This is a genomic window from Streptomyces sp. NPDC048185, assembly GCF_043202495.1.
Taxonomy (GTDB): domain Bacteria; phylum Actinomycetota; class Actinomycetes; order Streptomycetales; family Streptomycetaceae; genus Streptomyces.
The window spans coordinates 18,422-32,628 of record NZ_JBIDAN010000001.1; the positions used below are offsets into that span (position 1 = coordinate 18,422).

13 protein-coding genes are annotated in these 14,207 nt (G+C 72.9%); 6 read left to right on the forward strand and 7 right to left on the reverse strand.

The window, feature by feature from the left end; all coding sequences use genetic code 11:
• The first annotated feature begins 194 nt into the window (after positions 1-194).
• Together ACGF3H_RS00105 and serB are read left to right on the forward strand one after the other, a co-directional pair.
• On the forward strand, positions 195-2,084 hold the full coding sequence (locus tag ACGF3H_RS00105) for a streptophobe family protein (RefSeq protein ID WP_362493749.1): 1,890 nt from the start codon (positions 195-197) through the stop codon (positions 2,082-2,084).
• 382 nt (positions 2,085-2,466) lie between these two features.
• Complete coding sequence (gene serB, locus ACGF3H_RS00110) at positions 2,467-3,699, forward strand: phosphoserine phosphatase SerB (RefSeq protein ID WP_362493752.1); 1,233 nt, start codon at positions 2,467-2,469, stop codon at positions 3,697-3,699.
• A gap of 64 nt (positions 3,700-3,763) precedes the next feature.
• Here serB and ACGF3H_RS00115 read toward each other — a convergent pair whose 3' ends face one another.
• From ACGF3H_RS00115 to ACGF3H_RS00130, 4 genes are all read right to left on the reverse strand, one after another.
• Complete coding sequence (locus ACGF3H_RS00115) at positions 3,764-4,282, reverse strand: histidine phosphatase family protein (RefSeq protein WP_362493755.1); 519 nt, start codon at positions 4,280-4,282, stop codon at positions 3,764-3,766.
• A gap of 131 nt (positions 4,283-4,413) precedes the next feature.
• A complete protein-coding gene (locus ACGF3H_RS00120) occupies positions 4,414-4,620 on the reverse strand; it encodes a hypothetical protein (protein ID WP_362493759.1) in 207 nt (68 codons plus the stop codon).
• 171 nt (positions 4,621-4,791) lie between these two features.
• Positions 4,792-4,908, reverse strand: coding sequence for an SGM_5486 family transporter-associated protein (locus tag ACGF3H_RS00125; RefSeq protein WP_362493762.1), 117 nt, complete (start codon positions 4,906-4,908; stop codon positions 4,792-4,794).
• 48 nt (positions 4,909-4,956) lie between these two features.
• Positions 4,957-6,288 (reverse strand): CynX/NimT family MFS transporter, encoded by a 1,332-nt coding sequence (locus tag ACGF3H_RS00130; RefSeq protein ID WP_393816443.1) that lies wholly within the window; start codon positions 6,286-6,288, stop codon positions 4,957-4,959.
• 80 nt (positions 6,289-6,368) lie between these two features.
• Between ACGF3H_RS00130 and ACGF3H_RS00135 the strand changes: the two genes are divergently transcribed.
• Complete coding sequence (locus ACGF3H_RS00135) at positions 6,369-7,067, forward strand: FadR/GntR family transcriptional regulator (protein ID WP_362493767.1); 699 nt, start codon at positions 6,369-6,371, stop codon at positions 7,065-7,067.
• A gap of 58 nt (positions 7,068-7,125) precedes the next feature.
• On the opposite strand, the gene ACGF3H_RS00140 is transcribed toward ACGF3H_RS00135, so the two are convergent.
• From ACGF3H_RS00140 to fabG, 3 genes are all read right to left on the reverse strand, one after another.
• The gene (locus ACGF3H_RS00140) at positions 7,126-7,476 is read right to left on the reverse strand and encodes a hypothetical protein (protein WP_362493770.1); all 351 of its coding nucleotides are present in this window, start codon (positions 7,474-7,476) and stop codon (positions 7,126-7,128) included.
• A gap of 684 nt (positions 7,477-8,160) precedes the next feature.
• A complete protein-coding gene (fabI, locus tag ACGF3H_RS00145; RefSeq protein WP_362493772.1) occupies positions 8,161-8,928 on the reverse strand; it encodes an enoyl-ACP reductase FabI in 768 nt (255 codons plus the stop codon).
• Positions 8,929-8,933: 5 nt separating this feature from the next.
• Positions 8,934-9,638: a 3-oxoacyl-[acyl-carrier-protein] reductase gene (gene fabG / locus ACGF3H_RS00150; RefSeq protein ID WP_362493775.1), complete on the reverse strand. Its 705-nt coding sequence runs from the start codon at positions 9,636-9,638 to the stop codon at positions 8,934-8,936.
• A gap of 275 nt (positions 9,639-9,913) precedes the next feature.
• Between fabG and ACGF3H_RS00155 the strand changes: the two genes are divergently transcribed.
• The 3 genes from ACGF3H_RS00155 to tyrS are packed head-to-tail and all read left to right on the forward strand — an operon-like array spanning position 9,914 to position 14,140.
• Positions 9,914-11,437 (forward strand): TldD/PmbA family protein, encoded by a 1,524-nt coding sequence (locus tag ACGF3H_RS00155; RefSeq protein ID WP_362493778.1) that lies wholly within the window; start codon positions 9,914-9,916, stop codon positions 11,435-11,437.
• Positions 11,434-12,828 (forward strand): metallopeptidase TldD-related protein, encoded by a 1,395-nt coding sequence (locus ACGF3H_RS00160; RefSeq protein WP_362493781.1) that lies wholly within the window; start codon positions 11,434-11,436, stop codon positions 12,826-12,828. Before ACGF3H_RS00155 ends, ACGF3H_RS00160 begins: the two co-directional genes overlap by 4 nt.
• A 43-nt stretch (positions 12,829-12,871) precedes the next feature.
• Positions 12,872-14,140, forward strand: coding sequence for a tyrosine--tRNA ligase (gene tyrS / locus ACGF3H_RS00165; RefSeq protein ID WP_362493784.1), 1,269 nt, complete (start codon positions 12,872-12,874; stop codon positions 14,138-14,140).
• Positions 14,141-14,207 lie beyond the last annotated feature (67 nt).

The following is a 14,207-nucleotide window of genomic DNA, read 5'->3' on the forward strand; positions in this document are numbered from 1 at the left end:
GTCTAGGGATGTCGAACATCGGGGGGAACTATTCCAGGCCCCGGCCCCTGACCGAAAGTCGGGCCTTGTGAAAACGACGTACAGGACCACCGGCCGTTTGCGTTGACGGGGTTGAAACCTGCCCGGAGAGTGGTAATCCACGCGAGGGGGACATGCGCGGCAACCCCGCCGCGCCGCGGATCGGGGGGTCTGCCATGTGCGCGTCCACGAGCGTCGGGAACGAGGGGTATGGCACGAGGGTGCCGTGGGGGGACGTGGTGCTGTCCGCGATCGCCTCCGTGAGCTGGGCGTTGATCGGAATGGCGGGCACGGCGGCGCTCGGTCTGCATCTGCTGGACGCGGACGCGGCGGGCTCACTCGGACCGATGACGGCGGCTGCGGTGGCGCTCGGTGCGGGCGGGTCGGTCAGGCCGTCCGGAGATGTGTCCGCGTTCGGACTGAAAGGTGCCGAGGCGCACACGGCCATCGAGATCACGCCACTGGGCGTGGGACTCGTCGGGGCGGTGCTGCTGTCGTTCTTCTTCCTGCGCTCCCTGCGGGCGGCGGGAGTTGTGGTCGCGCCGGCCGAACTCCTCGCCCGCGCGGGCACGGTGACGGTCCTGTTCGTCGCGATGCTGGGAGGACTCGCCTGGGCGGGGCACGACGTCGTCACGATCGACGGCGGCAAGCTCGGGCTCGACGACCTGCCCGGCGGCGCGGGCGCCGGCGTGGAGGTCCCGGGGCTGGGTGATCTCGGGGACCTCGGCGGGCTGCTGCCCGACCGGATCGGTGACCTGGCCGGTGCCGAGGCCGCGGTCGGCTTCCGCGTCGAGACCGCGCCGACGCTGCTGGGGGGACTGGTCTGGTGCGTCGGGGTCCTGCTCGTCGCGTTGCTGGCCTCGCGCCGCACGCCCCTGCCGCGCGGGTGCGAGGCGGTGCACCGGGTGGTGCGGCCGGCCGTGTCTGCCCTGGTGACGGTGGCGCTCACGGCGGTGGCCGCCGGGTACGCGGCCGCGGTGTACGCGGCCGTCGGCGACGACCATCCGCGGCGGATCGCGGGGGCCGCGCTGCTGGGCGCGCCGAACGGCGTCTGGCTCGGCGTGCCGATCGGCCTGTTCGTGCCGTGGGACGGACGGGCGACGGGTGTGCTGACCCGGTTCCTGCCGGACCCGCTGGACGACCTGCTGGGCACGGGTGCCGACGAACCGGTCACGCTGGGGCGGCTGGCGGAACTGGACGGGCGGGTCTGGCTGCTGGGAGTGGCGGCGGCGTCGCTGATGCTGCTGGCGGGCGTGCTGACGGCGGCGCGGACGCCGGTGGCAGACGCCCCGGGCTTCGCCGGGCGGTGTGCGCTGCGGCTCGGGATCGCCACCGCGCTGGCGCTGCCGCTGGCGGCCGTGCTGACGGAGGTCTCCGTGGACGCCTCGCTGTCGGTGCTCGGCATCGACGCGTTCGGGGCCGGGATCGATCTGCGCGGCCGTCTCGGCGCGGCGCTGCTCCTGGGCGCCGCGTGGGGCGCGGGCGCGGGGGCGGCGGGAGCGCTGCTGGCGCGGGCGACCGGAGCGGCAGGACGACGGGCGACACCGACGGCACGGGGTGCCGCGCCCGCGGGGGTCGGGCCCTTCGGGACGGTGGGAGACGGCGGGGCGGGGCTCGGTGGGGCGGCGGACGTCCCGGAGGCGGGGGGTGCGGTGCTCGGGTGGCCGTACGGCAATGCCTCGGGTGCCGGGGGCGCGGACGGGGTGTCGCGTGCCGTGCCGTCGTACGGGCCGTACGGGCCGTACGGGCCGTACGGGTCGGGAGGTGAGCCGTATCGGCCGTCCGACCCGGGCACCAACCCCTATATGCGTCCGTCGGAGACATCGCGCGGGCCCGAGGACGCCCGGCCCTCGGGGGCGGAAGCGGACCCACCGGGTGAGCGGCCGTCCGACGACGACGGCGACGACCTGTACGGCGCCGAGACCGTGGTCGGCCCCCTCGACCCGTCCCCGCGTCCGCCTGGGCCCGGGAACCGGCCCGCGTCCCGGTGGGGTGAGGGCCCTCCTCCCCCGCCGCCCCCGCCCCCGCCCCCGGCGCCGCCACGGCGTCCGCGGGACGGGCAGTGAGCCCGCCGGGCGCGCCGCGGCCGTGCCGTACCCGGGCCGCAGCCGGCGCCGCACCAGTTCCCGTGGCCCGCGGCCATATCCGTGCACGTGCCGCAGCGCGCAGCGCACCAGATCCCGTGGCCCGCGGTCGTACCCGTGCCGCGGCCGGCGTCGCACGGGTTGCCGTGGCCCGCGGCCGTACCGTGCGTACCCGTGCCGCGGCCGGCGTCGCACGGGTTGCCGTGGCCCGCGGCCGTACCGTGCCGCAGCGCACCAGGTCCCGTGGCCCGCATTTGCGCCGTCTCGTCATGGTCGCGCAACCTGTGCGTCGCCTGATGTTCCCTGTCCGCCAGGCGGACCTCGCGGGCGGAAGGCACCGGGTGCCGGATACGGTAAGAACACCATGAGCGCTACGCAGACCTCTGACGTTCCCACTCTTCTCGTCAAGATCTTCGGCAAGGACCGGCCGGGCATCACGGCGGGCCTGTTCGACACCCTCGCCGCCTACTCCGTCGACGTGGTCGACATCGAGCAGGTCGTCACCCGTGGCCGGATCGTGCTGTGCGCGCTCGTGACCGAGCCGCCCCGGGCGCTGGAGGGCGATCTGCGGGCGACCGTCCACAGCTGGGCGGAGTCGATGAAGATGCAGGCCGAGATCATCTCCGGCATCGGTGACAACCGGCCGCGCGGCCTCGGGCGCTCCCTGGTGACCGTCCTCGGCCACCCGCTCACCGCGGAGGCGACGGCCGCCATAGCGGCCACGATAACCAGGACCGGCAGCAACATCGACCGTATCTTCAGGCTCGCCAAGTACCCCGTGACCGCTGTCGAGTTCGCGGTGTCCGGTGTGGAGACCGAGCCCCTGCGCACCGCCCTCGCCACCGAGGCGGCGGCACTCGGTGTGGACGTCGCGGTCGTCGCGGCGGGCCTGCACCGGCGGGCGCAGCGCCTGGTGGTGATGGACGTGGACTCCACGCTGATCCAGGACGAGGTCATCGAGCTGTTCGCGGCGCACGCGGGCTGCGAGGACCAGGTCGCCGAGGTGACGGCGGCAGCGATGCGCGGGGAGCTGGACTTCGAGCAGTCGCTGCACGCGCGCGTGGCTCTGCTGGCGGGGCTGGACGCCTCGGTGGTGGAGAAGGTGCGCGCCGAGGTGCGGCTGACGCCGGGTGCGCGCACCCTGATCCGTACGCTGAAGCGGCTCGGCTACCAGGTGGGGGTCGTCTCAGGCGGCTTCACCCAGGTCACCGACGATCTGCAGGAGCGGCTGGGGCTGGATTTCGCCCAGGCCAACACGCTGGAGATCGTCGACGGCCGGCTGACCGGCCGGGTCACCGGGGAGATCGTGGACCGGGCGGGCAAGGCGCGGCTGCTGCGCCGGTTCGCCGCCGAGGCGGGCGTACCGCTGTCGCAGACCGTGGCGATCGGGGACGGGGCCAACGACCTGGACATGCTGAACGCGGCCGGGCTGGGGGTCGCCTTCAACGCCAAGCCGGTGGTGCGCGAGGCGGCGCACACCGCGGTGAACGTGCCGTTCCTGGACACGGTCCTGTATCTGCTCGGCATCACCCGAGAAGAGGTCGAGGCGGCGGACACCCTGGACGAGGACCTCGTCGACGGCCTCGACCTGCCCTGAGCCGCCGCCGGTACGGCGAGGGCCCGGACCGCACGGGTACCGGGCCCTGTCGCACCGGGTCGGGTCAGTCGGTCGGCACCCAGTAGTCGACCAGCGAGGCCACGCCGGGCTCCACGGTCTTCCAGGAGCCGGTGAAGGACAGCACGGCGAAGGCGGCGGCCGGGAATCCGCGGCGGCCCATCCGCTCGCGGACGTCGCCCTCCGCGGAGCCTGCCAGAATCTCGGTGAGCCCCTCCATGCCCGGGTTGTGGCCGATCACCAGCACGTTCCGCAGGTCGTCGGGGGTCTCGTTGAGCACGGCGATCAGCTCGCCGGGCGAGGCCTCGTAGATCCGCTCCTCGTAGACGGTTTTCGGCCGGTGCGGGAACTCCGCGACGGCGAGCTTCCAGGTCTCGCGGGTCCGCAGGGCGGTGGAGCACAGGGCCTGATCGACGGGGATTCCGGTGTCGGCGAGCCTGCGTCCGGCCTCCGCGGCCTCCTTGCGGCCTCGCTCGGCGAGCGGCCGCTCGTGGTCGGACACCTGTGGCCAGTCGGCTTTCGCATGCCGGAAAAGGATGATCCTGCGAGATTCTGCGACGCTCATGGCATCCAGCTTCGCATGAAACAGGCCACGGGGCGCAGGGAGTTGACATGCGGATTCACCGGGGGAACGCACGACCGGACGGCACCCGCCCGCGAGCCTCGGGCCTCGGGCCTCGGGTCCGCCGTGCCGCCTCAGCGGGCGGTCAGGTGCTGCACCCGCTCCAGGAGGTGCGCGATCGCCGGCTCGCCACCGGCCGCGTGGGCCTGCGAGGGATTGAGCATCAGCAGGAGCAGCGTGACGAAGGCGAGCGCGGGCAGGGCGAGCGCCCACCAGGGCAGCCGCATCTCGACGCGGCCCCGGGCCGCCGGGTGGGTCCGGGTGTACGTAGGGGCCGACATGAGTGCCTCCGCTGGTCTTCGGACGTCCCTGGTCCGTGCTCCGCGATCCGCCTGGCGCGGTCACCTCTCGAAGCTACGGAATCCGAGGGGCCCGGCCCATCCGGAGGTCCACCCACTCGACCCTGACCCCAGCCCCCTAGGGGACGGGGGGTTGTCCCCACCCCCGGCCGGTCACGGCGAGGCGATCGTCGCGATGATGCCGATGATCACGAAGATCGCGAAGAAGGCGCCGAAGACGAGCAGCATCTTCTTCTGGCTGTTCTGGGGGTTCGGGTCCAGGACTGGCATGGGTCCAGTCTCCCATCCCGGTCCCGTGCCGGGGTCGGCGGCCCGGGCTCAGCGGGCCGCTTCCTCCTCCACGGTGCGGTCGCGCCCCGCGAGGACGCCCACCACCATCTGCGGCACCATCAGGGCGCTCATCAACGCGATCGGCAGGCCCCAGCCACCGCTGTGCTGGTAGAGCACGCCCACCAGGAGCGGCCCCGGGATGGAGATCAGGTAGCCGGTGCTCTGCGCGAAGGCGGACAGCTGGGCGACGCCCCCGCCCGTCCTGGCCCGCATCCCGACCATGGTCAGGGCGAGCGGGAAGGCGCAGTTCGAGATGCCGAGGAGCAGTGCCCAGGCCCAGGCACCGCCGGCCGGTGCCAGGTACAGCCCGGCGTATCCGGCGAGCCCGCACACGCCGAGGACCACCACGATCGGGCCCTGCTGGGGCAGGCGGGTGGCGACGCGCGGGATCACGAAGGCCAGCGGCACGCCCATGACCATGATGACGGCCAGCAGCAGACCGGCGGTGCCGGCGGACACCCCGGCGTCGCGGAAGATCTGCGCCGCCCAGCCCATCGTGATGTAGGCGGCCGTGGCCTGGAGGCCGAAGAAGACGGCGAGTGCCCAGGCGGTGCGGCTGCGGGTGATGCGCAGGGCGGGCTGCTCGGCCGCCCCGTCCGTGCCCGCCGGAGCGGCGTCGGTGGGCTCCTCCTGGGCGGAGGGCTCCTTCCGGTTCCGTACGAACGGGATCCACGGCAGGACGGCCGCCACCGCCAGCACGGCCCACACCGCGAGTCCGGGCTGCCAGTCCCCGCCCAGCGCGTTCGTGACGGGCACGGTCGCCGCGGCGGCGATCGAGGTGCCGAAGGCGAGGGCCATCGAGTACAGGCCGGTCATGGAGCCGACCCGGTCGGGGAAGAAGCGCTTGACGATGACCGGCATCAGGACGTTGCTGACCGCGATGCCCATGAGCGCCAGGGCGCTGGCGGCCAGGAAGCCGGCCGTGCCGCCGGCGTACGGGCGTATCAGCAGGCCCGCGGCGATGGCGACCATGCCCGCGCACACCACCGCGCCGGGGCCGAAGCGGCGGGCGAGGCGCGGGGCGGTGACCCCGAAGACGGCGAAGCAGAGCGGCGGGACCGAGGTGAGCAGCCCGGCGACGCTGCCGCTCATGCCCAGTCCGTCGCGGACCTCTTCCAGGAGTGCGCCCAGGCTGGTGATGGCCGGGCGCAGATTGAGCGCGGCGAGGACGATGCCGAGCACGAGCAGGCGCGTCGTCCATGTCGTCCACGCGTGCGTGCCGGGTTGTCCGGCGCCCGCGGGTCCGGGTTCCCGGGCGTCGCGTGCTGCCGACTCGCCGACGGTCGTGGAGTTCAGCGTCCGGGTTTCCTCACTAGCCATGAGACCCATCATAGAATCATGGGATGATTGGTTGTCCACTTGCGGCTGGTTGTCGCGAGCTCCACGTGCGAAGGTGAGCCATGCCCCTGAGCCATCCCCGTCGTTCGGCACTGTCCGAGCAGGTCATCACGGCGTTGCGACAGCAGATCGCCTCGGGTGAGTGGCCGGTCGGCTCCCGCATCCCGACCGAGCCGGAGCTGGTCGAGCAGCTCGGCGTCGCCCGGAACACGGTCCGTGAGGCGGTCCGCGCCCTGGCCCACAACGGGCTGCTGGACATCCGCCAGGGCTCTGGCACCTACGTGGTGGCGACCAGCGAGCTGGCGGGCGTGATGCACCGCCGCTTCGCCGACGCCGACCCCCGGCACATCGCGGAGCTGCGCTCCACGCTGGAGTCGTCGGCGGCCAGGCTCGCGGCCGAGCGGCGCACGGAGAAGGACCTCAAGCAGCTCGACGCGCTCCTGGTGCGCCGGGAGGAGGCGTGGGAGTCGGGTGACACGGAGGCGTTCGTGACGGCGGACGCGACCTTCCACCTGGCCGTCGTGGCGGCCTCGCACAACGACGTGATGACCGCGATGTACGCGGACCTCGGCGAGGTGATGCGGGACTGGCTGCGCGAGGACGTGGGCAGCGAGCTGACGCCGGAGACGCACATGGACCACACGCGGCTGGTCGACGCGATCCGCGCGTCGGACGCGGCGACGGCCGGCCAGGAGGCGGCGGGCTACCCGTTCCTGTGCCGCCCGGGCCGGATCGGCGCGGGGCCCTCCGGGGCGGCGTAGCGGCTCTCGCGGGAGCCATGCATCCGCAGGCCGCAGGACGCACCGGCGCGCCGGGGGATCAGGCTGCCGGGCGGTGGCTGATCCACGCCGTCTGCACGTCCTTCCAGCACCGTCCGTCCAGCCGTACCGTCTGCGCGGGGCCGGTTGCGACCGCCGGGCCGTCGCTGTCGAGGTCCCACCAGCGGGCGCACTCGATGTGCAGGCGCACCTCGTCCGTGCCCGGGTAGGGGTTGTGGCAGGAGGCGGTCACGTCGGAGCCGTCGACGCGGATCCGGCACTCGGCGCCGAACAGCTCGGCGGGCGCGGCGTCGCGGTCGGGTACGCGCGCGTGGGACATCGCTTCGTACGGCAGGAGCAGCACGCAGGCGAGGGCGACGGTCGCTGAGGCCAGGCGGTGGAGTGGACGCACAAGAGGACCTCCTCGGCCGTGCAGGGGAGGGGAAGCGCGTGGGGACTCGTCCTCAGCGTGCGCCGCGGGCCGTCCGGCCGCCCGGCGATTGAGCCGGACGGGTGACACGCGGGGAAACCGCCCGGCACCCGAGGGACCTCCCGCAGGAACGCACCGGGCCCGCCCGTCCAGGGCGCGCAAGGGCCACTCCCCCCGCGCACGGGCACAGCCCGGACCCGGGCACCGCGCGGGACCCTGCCGACGCGTACACGCGGAGCCGTCCCGACGTACGCGCAGAGCCCGCCCCGGGCACGCCGCGGGACCCAGCCGACACGCGCGCGGAGCCGTCCCGACGTACACGCGAGGCCCACGCCCGGCGCACCCCCAGAGCCCGCCCCGAGCACCGCGCGCCACCCAGCCGACACGCGCGCGGAGCCGTCCCGACGTACGCGCGAAACCCACGCCCGACCCACCCCCAGAGCCCGCCCCGAGCACCGCGCGCCACCCAGCCGACACGCGCGCGGAGCCGTCCCGACGTACACGCGAGGCCCACGCCCGACCCACCCCCAGAGCCCGCCCCGAGCACCGCGCGCCACCCAGCCGACACACGCGCGGAGCCGTCCTCACGGCGCGCACACCCGCGGAGCTCTCCCCGGGCACGCGAAGGGCCCGCGTCCGGAAGACGCGGGCCCCGGGCGGCGGCCGTCAGGCGCCGATGGCGTGCAGGCCGCCGTCGACGTGGACGATCTCGCCGGTGGTCTTCGGGAACCAGTCGCTCAGCAGCGCGACGACACCCTTGCCGGCCGGCTCCGGGTCCTTGAGGTCCCACTCCAGCGGGGCGCGGCTGTCCCACACCGAGGCGAGCTCGGCGAAGCCCGGGATGGACTTGGCGGCCATGGAGCCGATCGGGCCGGCCGAGACCAGGTTGCAGCGGATGTTCTGCTTGCCGAGGTCACGGGCCATGTAGCGGCTGGTGGCCTCCAGGGCGGCCTTGGCCGGGCCCATCCAGTCGTACTGCGGCCAGGCGTACTGGGCGTCGAAGGTGAGGCCGACGACCGAGCCGCCGTTCTGCATCAGCGGCATGCAGGCCATGGTCAGCGACTTCAGGGAGTACGCCGAGACGTGCATGGCCGTGGCGACCGACTCGAACGGCGTGTTCAGGAAGTTGCCGCCGAGCGCGTCCTGCGGCGCGAAGCCGATGGAGTGCACGACGCCGTCCAGGCCGCCGAGCTCCTCGCCGACGACGTCGGCGAGGCGGCCGAGGTGCTCGTCGTTGGTGACGTCGAGCTCGATGACCTTGGCGGGCTTGGGGAGCTTCTTGGCGATGCGCTCGGTCAGCGTGGGCCGCGGGAACGCGGTCAGGATGATCTCGGCGCCCTGCTCCTGGGCCAGCTTGGCGGTGTGGAAGGCGATGGAGGACTCCATCAGCACACCGGTGATCAGGACGCGCTTGCCCTCGAGAATTCCGCTCATGGTGTTCAGTGACCCATTCCCAGTCCGCCGTCAACGGGAATGACGGCTCCAGTGATGTACGACGCGTCGTCCGAGGCGAGGAACCGCACCGTCGCGGCGATCTCCTCCGGCTGCGCGTACCGGCCGAGCGGCACCTGCGACACGATGCCGGCCCGCTGCTCGTCGGTGAGCACCTTGGTCATGTCGGTGTCGACGAAGCCGGGCGCGACGACGTTGAAGGTGATGTTGCGCGACCCCAGCTCGCGGGCGAGGGACCGGGCGAAGCCGACCAGGCCGGCCTTGGAGGCGGCGTAGTTCGCCTGCCCCGCGGAGCCGAGCAGCCCGACCACCGACGAGATCAGCACGACGCGGCCCTTCTTGGCGCGCAGCATGCCGCGGTTGGCGCGCTTGACGACCCGGAAGGTGCCGGTGAGGTTGGTGTCGAGGACGGACGTGAAGTCCTCCTCGGACATGCGCATCAGCAGCTGGTCCTTGGTGACGCCGGCGTTGGCGACCAGGACCTCGACGGTGCCGTGCGCTTCCTCGATCTCCTTGTAGGCCTGCTCCACCTGCTCGCTGTCGGTGATGTCGCACTTGACGGCGAGGAAGCCCGCCGGCGGCTCACCCGAGCGGTACGTGATCGCGACCTTGTCGCCGGCGTCGGCGAAAGCGCGGGCGATGGCGAGGCCGATGCCCCGGTTGCCTCCGGTGACGAGAACCGAGCGGCTCAACGGATCACCCTTTCAATTGCGGTCTGGTGTCCGCCCGACACCCGGGTTCACGGGCGGCGATGACAGGCGGCTTCCTCGAAAACCTATCGGTCCCCGCCCCCTCGCGGGGAATCGGGCACCCACAGTGGCGTACGGCAACCACTGTCGGATCCCTACAGAAAGGCTCCGGCTCCGGGCGGAAAGGTGTGGTCCCCGTACCGGTCGACGCGACATGATGCGGCGCAGCCCCCGGTACCGCCGCGGACGACCGGTCACGTCGACAGAAAGAGACGCAGGTGCCTCATAGCATCGACGAAGCCTTCACGGCACTCCCCCTACGCGCCCTCGCCGACGCCGCGCTCGCCCGCGCGCGCTCGCTGGGTGCCGAGCACGCGGACTTCCGGCTGGAGCGGGTGCGCAGCGCCTCCTGGCGGCTGCGGGACGCCAAGCCCGCGGGGTCGTCGGACACCACCGACCTCGGGTACGCGGTGCGCGTGGTGCACGGCGGGACGTGGGGTTTCGCGTCCGGTGTGGACCTCACGCTCGACGCCGCCGCCCGGGTCGCCTCGCAGGCGGTGGCGATGGCGAAGCTGTCCGCGCAGGTCATCAAGGCGGCGGGGTCGGACGAGCGCGTGGAGCTGGCCGACGAGCCCGTGCACGCCGACCGGACGTGGATCTCGTCGTACGAGATCGACCCCTTCGCCGTGCCCGGCGAGGAGAAGGCGGCCCTGCTGGCCGACTGGAGCGCGCGGCTGCTGGCGGCCGACGGGGTCGACCACGTCGACGCCTCGCTGCTCACCGTTCACGAGAACAAGTTCTACGCCGACAGCGCGGGCACCGTGACCACGCAGCAGCGCGTGCGGCTGCACCCGGTGCTGACGGCCGTGTCGGTGGACGACTCGAGCGGCGAGTTCGACTCCATGCGCACCCTCGCGCCGCCCGCGGGGCGCGGCTGGGAGTACCTGCGGGGCACCGGCTGGGACTGGGACGCCGAGCTGGCCGAGATGCCCGGGCTGCTGGCCGAGAAGATGCGCGCGCCGAGCGTCGACCCGGGGCTGTACGACCTGGTCGTCGACCCGTCCAACCTGTGGCTGACGATCCACGAGTCCATCGGGCACGCCACCGAGCTGGACCGGGCCCTCGGCTACGAGGCCGCCTACGCCGGCACCTCCTTCGCCACCTTCGACCGGCTCGGCACGCTGCGCTACGGCTCGGAGCTGATGAACGTCACCGGCGACCGCACCGCCGAGCACGGCCTCGCGACGATCGGGTACGACGACGAGGGCGTCGAGGGCCAGTCCTGGGACCTGGTGAAGGACGGCACGCTCGTCGGCTACCAGCTCGACCGGCGCATCGCCAAGCTCACCGGGTTCGACCGGTCCAACGGGTGCGCCTACGCCGACTCCCCCGGCCACGTGCCGGTGCAGCGGATGGCCAACGTGTCGCTGCGACCGGATCCGGGCGGGCTGTCGACCGAGGATCTGATCGGGGGCGTGGACCGGGGCATCTACGTCGTCGGGGACCGGTCGTGGTCCATCGACATGCAGCGCTACAACTTCCAGTTCACCGGGCAGCGGTTCTTCCGCATCGAGAACGGGCGCCTCGCCGGACAGCTGCGGGACGTGGCCTACCAGGCGACGACCACCGACTTCTGGGGCTCCATGGCGGCCGTCGGGGGTCCGCGGACGTACGTCCTGGGGGGCGCGTTCAACTGCGGCAAGGCGCAGCCGGGACAGGTCGCGGCGGTCTCCCACGGCTGCCCGTCCGCCCTCTTCAAGGGAGTCAACATTCTGAACACCACCCAGGAGGCGGGTCGATGAGCGCGCGCACGAACAGGCCGCACGAGATCGTCGAGCGGGCGCTGGAGCTGTCCCGGGCGGACGGGTGCGTGGTCATCGCCGACGAGGAGTCCACCGCCAACCTGCGCTGGGCGGGCAACGCGCTCACCACCAACGGCGTCACGCGCGGGCGCACGCTCACCGTCGTCGCGACCGTCGACGGGCAGCAGGGCACGGCGTCCGGGGTCGTGTCGCGCTCGGCGGTGACCGTGGACGAGCTGGAGCCGCTGGTCCGTGCCGCCGAGGCCGCCGCACGCGGCGCCGGGCCCGCGGAGGACGCCCAGCCGCTGGTCACGGACGTGCCGGCCTCGCCCGACTTCACCGACGGGCCCGCCGAGACGTCGTCGGCCGTGTTCGCCGACTTCGCGCCCGCCCTGGGCGAGGCGTTCGCCCGCGCGCGTGGGGGCGGACGGGAGCTGTACGGCTTCGCCCGTCACGAGCTGACGTCGACGTACCTGGGGACGTCGACGGGTCTGCGGCTGCGGCACGACCAGCCGACGGGCACGCTGGAGCTGAACGCCAAGTCCCCGGACCGCACCCGGTCGGCGTGGGCGGGGCGTTCCACGCGGGACTTCAAGGACGTCGACCCGGCGGCGCTCGACGCCGAGCTGGCCGTACGGCTCGGCTGGGCCGAGCGCCGGGTGGAGCTGCCCGCAGGCCGGTACGAGACGCTGCTGCCGCCGACCGCGGTCGCCGACCTGCTGATCTACCAGCTGTGGTCGGCCTCGGGCCGGGACGCCGCCGAGGGCCGCACCGTGTTCTCGACGCCGGGTGGCGGCACGCGCGTCGGCGAACGGCTCGGCGAGCTGCCGCTCACCCTGCGCAGCGACCCGCACGAGCCGGGTCTGGAGAGCGCGCCGTTCGTGATCGCGCACTCCTCGGGCGGTGACCAGTCGGTGTTCGACAACGGTCTGCCGGTGGCGGCGACGGACTGGATCCGCGCCGGTGAGCTGCACCGGCTGACCACTACCCGGCACAGTGCCGGACTGACCGGGCTGCCGGTGGCCCCGGCGATCGACAACCTCGTCCTGGAGGGCGGCTCCGGCCGCTCGCTGGAGGAGATGGTCGCCGGCACCGGGCGGGGGCTGCTGCTGACCTGCCTGTGGTACATCCGTGAGGTCGACCCGGCGACGCTGCTGCTGACCGGCCTGACCCGGGACGGCGTCTACCTCGTCGAGGACGGCGAGGTCGTCGGCGAGGTGAACAACTTCCGCTTCAACGAGTCGCCGGTGTCGCTGCTGGGCCGGGCCACGGAGGCCGGGCGCACGGAGAAGACCCTGCCCAGGGAGTGGGGCGACTGGTTCACCAGGGCCGCGATGCCCGCGCTGAGGGTGCCGGACTTCAATATGAGCTCCGTCAGCCAGGGCGTATAACCTCGTACCTGATTCCGAGCCCACCCGAGGAGACAAGAGAACCGTGACGGACATCGTCGACGAGCTGAAGTGGCGCGGGCTGTTCGCCCAGTCCACCGACGAGGACGCTTTGCGCAAGGCGCTCGCGGACGGTCCCGTCACGTTCTATTGCGGCTTCGACCCGACCGCGCCGTCCCTGCACGTCGGGCACCTGGTGCAGGTGCTCACCGTGCGCCGGCTCCAGCAGGCCGGACACCGGCCGCTGGCGCTGGTCGGCGGGGCCACGGGCCAGATCGGCGACCCGCGTCCGACCGCGGAGCGCACGCTGAACTCGCCGGAGACGGTCGCGGGCTGGGTCGAGCGGCTGCGCGGCCAGATCGAGCCGTTCCTGTCCTTCGAGGGCGAGAACGCGGCCGTGATGGTCAACAACCTGGACTGGACGCAGAACCTGTCCGCGATCGAGTTCCTGCGGGACATCGGCAAGCACTTCCGCGTCAACAAGATGCTGACCAAGGACTCCGTGGCCCGGCGGCTGGAGTCCTCCGAGGGCATCAGCTACACGGAGTTCAGCTACCAGCTGCTGCAGGCCATGGACTTCCTCCAGCTCTACCGGCGCTACGGCTGCACGATGCAGCAGGGCGGCAGCGACCAGTGGGGCAACCTCACGGCCGGCCTCGACCTGCTGCACCGGCTGGAGCCGGACGCCGGCGTGCACGCCTACGCGACGCCGCTGATGACCAAGGCGGACGGCACCAAGTTCGGCAAGACCGAGGGCGGCGCGGTCTGGCTCGACCCGGAGATGACGACGCCGTACGCGTTCTACCAGTTCTGGCTGAACGTGGACGACCGGGACATCTCGACCTACATGCGCATCCTGTCCTTCAGGTCCCGTGCGGAGCTCGAGGAGCTGGAGAAGCAGACGGAGGAGCGTCCGCAGGCCCGGGCCGCGCAGCGCGCGCTGGCGGAGGAGCTGACGACGCTGGTGCACGGCGCCGACCAGACCGCCGCGGTGATCGCCGCGTCCAAGGCGCTCTTCGGCCAGGGCGAGCTGTCGGAGCTGGACGACCGGACGCTGGCCGCGGCCCTGAGCGAGCTGCCGCACGTGAAGGTCGCCGAACTGGGTCCGGTGGTGGACCTGTTCGCCGAGACCGGTCTGGTGGCCAGCAAGTCCGCCGCGCGCCGCACGGTCAAGGAGGGCGGCGCCTACGTGAACAACGTCAAGGTCGCCGGCGAGGACGCCGTCCCCGCGGCTCAGGATCTGCTGCACGGCCGCTGGCTGGTGCTGCGCCGCGGCAAGAAGAACCTGGCGGCGGTGGAGGTCACCGGCGCCTGAGCGTGCGTACGAGGGGCGGTTCCCGGTGCCGTGCGGCGACCGTGGGCCGCCCCTTCGCCGTACGGTG

What these genes read in the sequence shown, in the direction of transcription:
- ACGF3H_RS00125 (WP_362493762.1), bottom strand. Translation starts at nt 4,908, where the DNA reads ATGCCAGTCCTGGACCCGAACCCCCAGAACAGCCAGAAGAAGATGCTG.
- ACGF3H_RS00105 (WP_362493749.1), top strand. Translation starts at nt 195, where the DNA reads ATGTGCGCGTCCACGAGCGTCGGGAACGAGGGGTATGGCACGAGGGTG.
- ACGF3H_RS00115 (WP_362493755.1), bottom strand. Translation starts at nt 4,282, where the DNA reads ATGAGCGTCGCAGAATCTCGCAGGATCATCCTTTTCCGGCATGCGAAA.
- ACGF3H_RS00130 (WP_393816443.1), bottom strand. Translation starts at nt 6,288, where the DNA reads ATGGCTAGTGAGGAAACCCGGACGCTGAACTCCACGACCGTCGGCGAG.
- ACGF3H_RS00160 (WP_362493781.1), top strand. Translation starts at nt 11,434, where the DNA reads ATGAGCGCGCGCACGAACAGGCCGCACGAGATCGTCGAGCGGGCGCTG.
- ACGF3H_RS00135 (WP_362493767.1), top strand. Translation starts at nt 6,369, where the DNA reads ATGCCCCTGAGCCATCCCCGTCGTTCGGCACTGTCCGAGCAGGTCATC.
- serB (WP_362493752.1), top strand. Translation starts at nt 2,467, where the DNA reads ATGAGCGCTACGCAGACCTCTGACGTTCCCACTCTTCTCGTCAAGATC.
- ACGF3H_RS00120 (WP_362493759.1), bottom strand. Translation starts at nt 4,620, where the DNA reads ATGTCGGCCCCTACGTACACCCGGACCCACCCGGCGGCCCGGGGCCGC.
- fabI (WP_362493772.1), bottom strand. Translation starts at nt 8,928, where the DNA reads ATGAGCGGAATTCTCGAGGGCAAGCGCGTCCTGATCACCGGTGTGCTG.